Origin of the sequence: uncultured Clostridium sp., from assembly GCF_900547735.1 — a bacterium.
Lineage (GTDB): Bacteria > Bacillota > Clostridia > Lachnospirales > Lachnospiraceae > Otoolea.
Map to the genome: position 1 here is coordinate 24231 of NZ_URHZ01000069.1, position 6274 is coordinate 30504.

General features: G+C 51.3%; 7 protein-coding genes. 5 read left to right on the forward strand and 2 right to left on the reverse strand.

The genetic code is table 11. The features are described 5' to 3' along the window. Positions 1-13 precede the first annotated feature (13 nt). Together QZT18_RS18380 and QZT18_RS18385 are read right to left on the reverse strand one after the other, a co-directional pair. Entirely contained in the window at positions 14-439 is a 426-nt protein-coding gene (locus tag QZT18_RS18380) for an ATP-binding protein (protein ID WP_227033917.1), read from the reverse strand. Further along, a complete protein-coding gene (locus QZT18_RS18385) occupies positions 439-786 on the reverse strand; it encodes a DRTGG domain-containing protein (RefSeq protein ID WP_125141019.1) in 348 nt (115 codons plus the stop codon). Before QZT18_RS18385 ends, QZT18_RS18380 begins: the two co-directional genes overlap by 1 nt. Positions 787-952: 166 nt before the next feature. On the opposite strand from QZT18_RS18385, the gene QZT18_RS18390 reads away from it, so the two are divergent. The 5 genes from QZT18_RS18390 (at position 953) to QZT18_RS18410 (ending at position 6043) form a co-directional block, all read left to right on the forward strand. Next, a complete protein-coding gene (locus QZT18_RS18390; protein ID WP_125140857.1) occupies positions 953-1447 on the forward strand; it encodes an NAD(P)H-dependent oxidoreductase subunit E in 495 nt (164 codons plus the stop codon). A 31-nt stretch (positions 1448-1478) separates the two neighbouring features. After that, positions 1479-2036 carry an ATP-binding protein gene (locus tag QZT18_RS18395; protein ID WP_294150225.1) on the forward strand — a complete coding sequence of 186 codons (558 nt, stop codon included), beginning with the start codon at positions 1479-1481 and terminating at the stop codon, positions 2034-2036. A 62-nt stretch (positions 2037-2098) separates the two neighbouring features. Next, the gene (locus tag QZT18_RS18400; RefSeq protein WP_125140859.1) at positions 2099-2476 is read left to right on the forward strand and encodes a ferredoxin; all 378 of its coding nucleotides are present in this window, start codon (positions 2099-2101) and stop codon (positions 2474-2476) included. Positions 2477-2491: 15 nt separating this feature from the next. Next, positions 2492-4279, forward strand: a complete 1788-nt coding sequence (gene nuoF, locus QZT18_RS18405; protein ID WP_294150227.1) for an NADH-quinone oxidoreductase subunit NuoF — start codon at positions 2492-2494, stop codon at positions 4277-4279. Positions 4280-4294: 15 nt separating this feature from the next. Beyond that, complete coding sequence (locus QZT18_RS18410; protein WP_294150229.1) at positions 4295-6043, forward strand: NADH-dependent [FeFe] hydrogenase, group A6; 1749 nt, start codon at positions 4295-4297, stop codon at positions 6041-6043. The last annotated feature ends 231 nt before the right edge of the window (positions 6044-6274 follow it).

Consider the following 6274-nt stretch of genomic DNA (forward strand, 5'->3'; position numbering starts at 1 on the left):
CGGACAGACTGTTTTATGCAACATTGACAATCATCGTTATCGTCGTTCCAACTCCCAGTTCTGTCTGGATATCCATATAATCGGAATATTTTTTCATATTGGAAAGCCCCATACCGGCTCCAAAGCCAAGGCTCCTGATCTCATCAGGGGCGGTGGAATATCCCTCCTTCATAGCCAGTTCGATATCGGGAATTCCAGGTCCGACATCGGCCAGGACCATCTTTATGGACTCCGGCGACACCTCCACCGTAATATCCCCGCCTTTGGCGTGGATGACCATATTGATCTCTCCCTCGTACATGGCTATCGCTACTTTTCTTATGGCGCTGGGACTGATACCCAGTTGTTTTAACTTATTCTTAACATCACTGCTGGCCTCTCCCGCCCTCGTGAAGTCATCGGGAGATACCTTATACTGCAGTGTAATCACATCATCCATCAGATTGCACCTCCCCGCAGGCCTGCTTCATAGAGCATGCCGCAGGCGGAAAACATCCTGTGTCCCGTCTCCATAATAACAAGGCCGGTCTCCTTTGCCAAATCCAGCATGAGCTGATCCGGCTTCTTCCCGCGGACAAAGATAATACAGACGATGTCTAACATCTCGGCCGTCCTGATCACCTGTGGATTGCAGAGTCCGGTCAAAAGAATGGAATGATCCTTGGAAAATGCGAGTACATCACTCATCATATCTGCGCCGCAGGCAGTTCTCACTTCCCGATCCAGGTATTCTTCCCCAACCAGGACCCTCGCTCCCAGGACCCTGCGTGCGTCTTCTACGGTCATCATAATAATTCCTCCTCATCCTCCTGCAAATTTGTTTTATTTTTACAAAGTCCTGTATCTAGGATATCATCGTAAATAGGAATTATCAACAAAAATATTGTGGATTTTTCTGTAAGACCATGTTAAACTATTTAAAAAAGTTCAGTAATCAAAAGGAGGTTAAAACATGTCCCACAAAAAAGAAGGCGTATGCTTTACCTGCACTCCAGAACAGGAGGCCGCTTTAAAGAAAGTCATTGCCGATTTAAAGGACACAGATGGCGCTTTAATGCCTATTCTGCAGCATGCGCAGGAAATCTTCGGTTATCTTCCCATCGAAGTGCAGACCATGATTTCCAATGAAACCGGCATTCCCCTTGAGAAGATTTACGGGGTAACCACATTCTATTCGCAATTCTCCCTGCAGCCCAAAGGCCAGTACCGGGTTTCCGTCTGTCTTGGAACCGCATGTTACGTAAAGGGTTCCGGCGAAATTTTCAAGAAAATCGAAGAACTGCTTGGCATCACAAACGGAGAATGCACCCCTGACGGCAAATTTTCACTGGATTCCTGCCGCTGTGTAGGAGCCTGCGGCCTTGCCCCGGTTATGATGATAAATGATGAAGTTTACGGCAGACTGACTGTGGATGACATCCCGGCCATCCTTGCCAAATATGAATGACAGTCTAAAAAACGGAAAGTGAAGTAAGATTATGATGACGGAATTATCACTCAATATTCTGGATGTGGCTGAAAATTCCACGAAAGCCGGCGCAAAACTGGTTCGGATAGCGGTGGAGGCCGATTTTCCAACCGACCTTCTGACCATATCGATCTGTGACGACGGCTGCGGCATGAGCGAAGAACAGGTAAATCAGGTGACGGATCCTTTTTTTACCAGCCGGACCACCCGCAAAGTGGGTCTTGGCGTCCCTTTCTTCAAATATGCGGCTGAAAGCACGGGCGGAAGTTTCATCATCTCCTCTGTTCCAGGCAGAGGGACCGATGTGACGGCTACCTTTGTTTTATCCCATATTGACCGGATGCCTCTCGGCGACATCACCTCAACCATACATACGCTGATTGTCTACCATCCGGATACCGATTTTGTCTACACCTACCGTTATAACGAAAAATCATTTACCCTTGACACAAGACAGTTCCGGGAGATTCTCGGAGATCTTCCCTTTGATTCACCGGAAATCTCTTCCTATATTATGGAGTATCTGACCGAAAACAAACTTGAAACTGACGGCGGCGCCCTCTATTAGGCGCCTTGAAAGCGCGATGAAAAGCGGAGGACTTTTCACCGCAGACAACGGAGGAAAAATCTATGAAGAGCCTTGAAGAGTTAAAAGCAATCCGTGAAAAGATGCAGAATCAGGTAAACTTACGCGAAGGCGGAGCAGGTTCCACACGTGTCGTAGTCGGCATGGCTACATGCGGAATCGCTAGCGGCGCAAGACCTGTGCTGACCACCCTGTCCAACCTGGTCCAGGAAAAGGGCCTGACGGGCAAAGTCACGGTTACCCAGACCGGATGTATCGGCCTATGCCAGTATGAGCCCATCGTGGAAGTAATGGAGCCCGGTAAAGAAAAAGTTACCTATATTAAGATGAATGCGGAAAAAGCGGCTGAAGTTGTGGAGAGACACTTAATCGGCGGCCATCCGGTAGAAAAATATACATTAAATTCAGCAGATATCAAATAAACAGGAGGAAGCCAGATGTATCGTTCACACGTATTAGTCTGCGGAGGAACCGGTTGTACTTCTTCCGGCAGCCAGCAGATTATGGAAACCCTAAAAGCTGAAATCGATAAAAACGGCCTCTCAGAGGAAGTCTGTGTTGTCCAGACAGGATGCCACGGCCTCTGTGCACTTGGTCCGATCATGATTGTTTATCCGGATGCCACCTTCTATGCGATGGTAAAGAATGAGGATATTCCGGAAATCGTCACCGAACATTTACTGAAGGGCCGTATTGTAACCAGGCTCCTCTACAGTGAAACCGTCACACCGGCCGGAATCAAAGCCCTGACCGATACGGATTTCTATAAGAAACAGCACAGGATTGCGCTGAGAAACTGCGGTATTATCAATCCTGAAATTATCGAGGAATATATCGGTACCGGCGGCTATGAGGCCCTTGGAAAAGTACTGACCGAGATGACTCCCGATGATGTCATCGAAACACTTCTTGCCAGCGGACTGCGCGGCCGCGGCGGAGCCGGTTTCCCGACCGGCCTCAAATGGAAATTGGCGAAAGGCAATGACGCCGACCAGAAGTACGTCTGTTGTAACGCCGACGAGGGCGACCCCGGCGCATTTATGGACCGTTCCGTGTTAGAGGGCGATCCCCACGCGGTATTGGAGGCCATGGCCATTGCAGGCTATGCCATCGGTGCAACACAGGGGTATATTTACGTCCGGGCTGAGTACCCGATCGCAGTACAGAGACTTAAGATTGCCATTGCCCAGGCCCGCGAAATGGAGCTCCTCGGCAATGATATTTTCGGAACCGGATTCTCCTTCGACATCGACCTGCGCCTCGGCGCCGGAGCTTTCGTATGCGGTGAGGAAACGGCCCTTATGACCTCCATCGAGGGCAAACGCGGTGAGCCGAGGCCAAGACCTCCATTCCCTGCACAGAAAGGCCTTTTTGGAAAACCGTCCATCTTAAACAACGTTGAGACACTTGCCAACATCCCGCAGATTATCTTAAACGGTGCCGAGTGGTTCACCTCCATGGGTACGGAGAAATCAAAGGGCACCAAGGTATTCGCCCTGGGCGGCAAGATACATAATACAGGACTCGTGGAAGTTCCGATGGGAACAACGCTCCGCGAAATCGTCGAGGAGATCGGCGGCGGAATCCCGGGCGGCAAGAAATTCAAAGCCGCACAGACAGGCGGACCTTCCGGCGGCTGTATCCCGGCAGAGCATTTCGATATCCCGATCGACTACGACAACCTGATTTCCATCGGTTCCATGATGGGATCCGGAGGCCTGATTGTTCTGGACGAGGACGACTGTATGGTCGACATCGCCAAATTCTTCCTGGAATTCACGGTGGAGGAATCCTGCGGTAAATGTACGCCGTGCCGTATCGGCACAAAGCGTATGCTGGAAATCCTCACTAAAATTACAAAGGGACAGGCTACGATGGAAGACATCGACAAGCTGGAGGATCTCTGCTACTACGTTAAGAACAACTCGCTCTGCGGCCTGGGCCAGACGGCGCCGAACCCGGTGCTCTCCACACTCCGTTATTTCCGCGACGAGTATGAAGCTCATATCAAAGAAAAACGCTGTCCGGCAGGCGTATGTAAGGCTCTCCTCTCCTACGTCATCGACCGAGACAAATGCCGCGGCTGTACGCTCTGTGCCAAGAACTGCCCGGCGGGCGCCATTATCGGAACCGTTAAGAATCCGCACATCATTGACACGGAAAAATGTATCAAGTGCGGTGCATGTATGGAAAAATGCCATTTCGGCGCAATTTACAAGAAATAGAGGAGGAAGAATCAAATGGCGGATATTACAATTAAAATCAATGGCAGGACAGTTACCGCACCGGCCGGCTCCACCATTCTGGAGGCAGCCCGCCTGGCAGGCATTGAGATTCCTACCCTGTGTTTCTTAAAGGAAATCAATGAGATCGGCGCATGCCGTATCTGTGTTGTGGAAGTAAAGGGCGCCAGAACTCTGGTTGCTTCCTGCGTATACCCAATCAATGAGGGCATGGAGGTGTGGACAAACACGCCTCAGGTGCTGGATTCCAGAAAGAAGACACTGCAGCTTCTCCTCTCCAACCACGAGAGAAAATGCCTGTCCTGCGTGCGCAGCGGAGCTTGCGAACTTCAGGGGCTCTGCCGTGAGCTGGGCGTGGATGATGAAGCTTTTTACGACGGCGAGAAGACACAGTCCGAGATCGACGACAGCGCGGCCCACATGCTCCGTGACAACAGCAAATGCATCCTGTGCCGCCGCTGCTCGGCAGTCTGCGAGAATGTACAGGGGATCGGCGTAATCGGCGCCAACGAGCGCGGTTTTGCCACCAACATCGGTTCCGCATTCAATATGGGACTGGGCGAAACGAGCTGTGTTTCCTGCGGCCAGTGTATTGCCGTTTGTCCAACAGGAGCGCTTCAGGAAAAAGATTTTACAGATAAAGTATTTGCAGCAATTGCAGATCCAACTAAACATGTCATTGTCCAAACGGCTCCCGCCGTGCGCGCCGCCCTTGGCGAAGAATTCGGCTATCCGATCGGAACCAATGTGGAAGGTAAGATGGTTTCCGCGCTTAAGATGCTGGGCTTTGACAAGGTATTTGACACCGATTTCAGCGCCGACTTAACGATTATGGAGGAGGCCCACGAATTCCTTGACCGGGTTCAGAACGGCGGAGTCCTTCCGCTCATCACCTCCTGTTCACCGGGCTGGATTAAATACTGCGAACACTATTTCCCGGATATGACGGAGAACCTGTCATCCTGCAAATCACCGCAGCAGATGTTCGGCGCCATCGCGAAGTCTTACTACGCCGAGAAGGCCGGCATTGCCCCGAAAGATATCGTATCGGTCAGCATCATGCCGTGCACGGCCAAAAAATTTGAAATCGGCCGTGACGACCAGGATGCCAACGGAATGCCGGATGTGGACATCGCCCTGACAACGAGAGAACTTGCCAGAATGATCCGTAAAGCCGGAATTAAATTTACCACTCTCGAGGATGACTCCTACGATACTCCGATGGGACTCAGCACCGGCGCGGCCACTATCTTCGGCGCAACGGGCGGCGTTATGGAGGCTGCTCTCCGTACGGCGGTGGAGACCCTGACCGGAGAAGAATTGAAAGCCCTCGACTTCACCGATGTCCGCGGTACGGCAGGCATCAAGGAAGCCACTTACAATGTAGCCGGTATGGACGTGAAGGTGGCTGTAGCCTCCGGACTCGGCAATGCCAGAGAACTCCTGAATAAGGTTAAATCAGGCGAGGCCTCTTACCACTTCATCGAGATCATGGGATGCCCGGGCGGCTGTGTAAACGGCGGCGGACAGCCCCAGCAGCCGGGCCACGTGCGCAACACCGTCGACATCCGCGGACTGCGGGCCAAGGTGCTCTACGACTCCGATAAGGCCAATACAATCCGTAAATCACATGAGAATCCGGCTATTAAGGAACTGTATGCAACCTATCTCGGGGAACCGGGCAGTGCAAGGGCTCATCATTTGCTGCATACGAGCTATGTGAAGAGACGGATTAACGAAATATAGATTGACAGAATATAGTTTAGCAGAATATAGATTAACAGAATATAGTTTGACAGAATCATCTGATTCAGTTCAGCATCAGCCATATCCGCGCTTCCCTCAAAAGCGGCGGTTATAAATAGGGCAGGTACACTTTTATTGTGTGCCTGCCCTCTCCTTATGTGGGTGAGCGCTGTGGGATGGGGATTTAGTTGAGATGCGAGGACGCCTCTGTAAGACGGCGGACGGGGGAGT

Bases quoted from the DNA above. Each gene is read 5' to 3' on its own strand.
- QZT18_RS18385 (WP_125141019.1), bottom strand. From the start codon at position 786: ATGACCGTAGAAGACGCACGCAGGGTCCTGGGAGCGAGGGTCCTGGTT.
- QZT18_RS18380 (WP_227033917.1), bottom strand. From the start codon at position 439: ATGGATGATGTGATTACACTGCAGTATAAGGTATCTCCCGATGACTTC.
- nuoF (WP_294150227.1), top strand. From the start codon at position 2,492: ATGTATCGTTCACACGTATTAGTCTGCGGAGGAACCGGTTGTACTTCT.
- QZT18_RS18395 (WP_294150225.1), top strand. From the start codon at position 1,479: ATGATGACGGAATTATCACTCAATATTCTGGATGTGGCTGAAAATTCC.
- QZT18_RS18390 (WP_125140857.1), top strand. From the start codon at position 953: ATGTCCCACAAAAAAGAAGGCGTATGCTTTACCTGCACTCCAGAACAG.
- QZT18_RS18410 (WP_294150229.1), top strand. From the start codon at position 4,295: ATGGCGGATATTACAATTAAAATCAATGGCAGGACAGTTACCGCACCG.
- QZT18_RS18400 (WP_125140859.1), top strand. From the start codon at position 2,099: ATGAAGAGCCTTGAAGAGTTAAAAGCAATCCGTGAAAAGATGCAGAAT.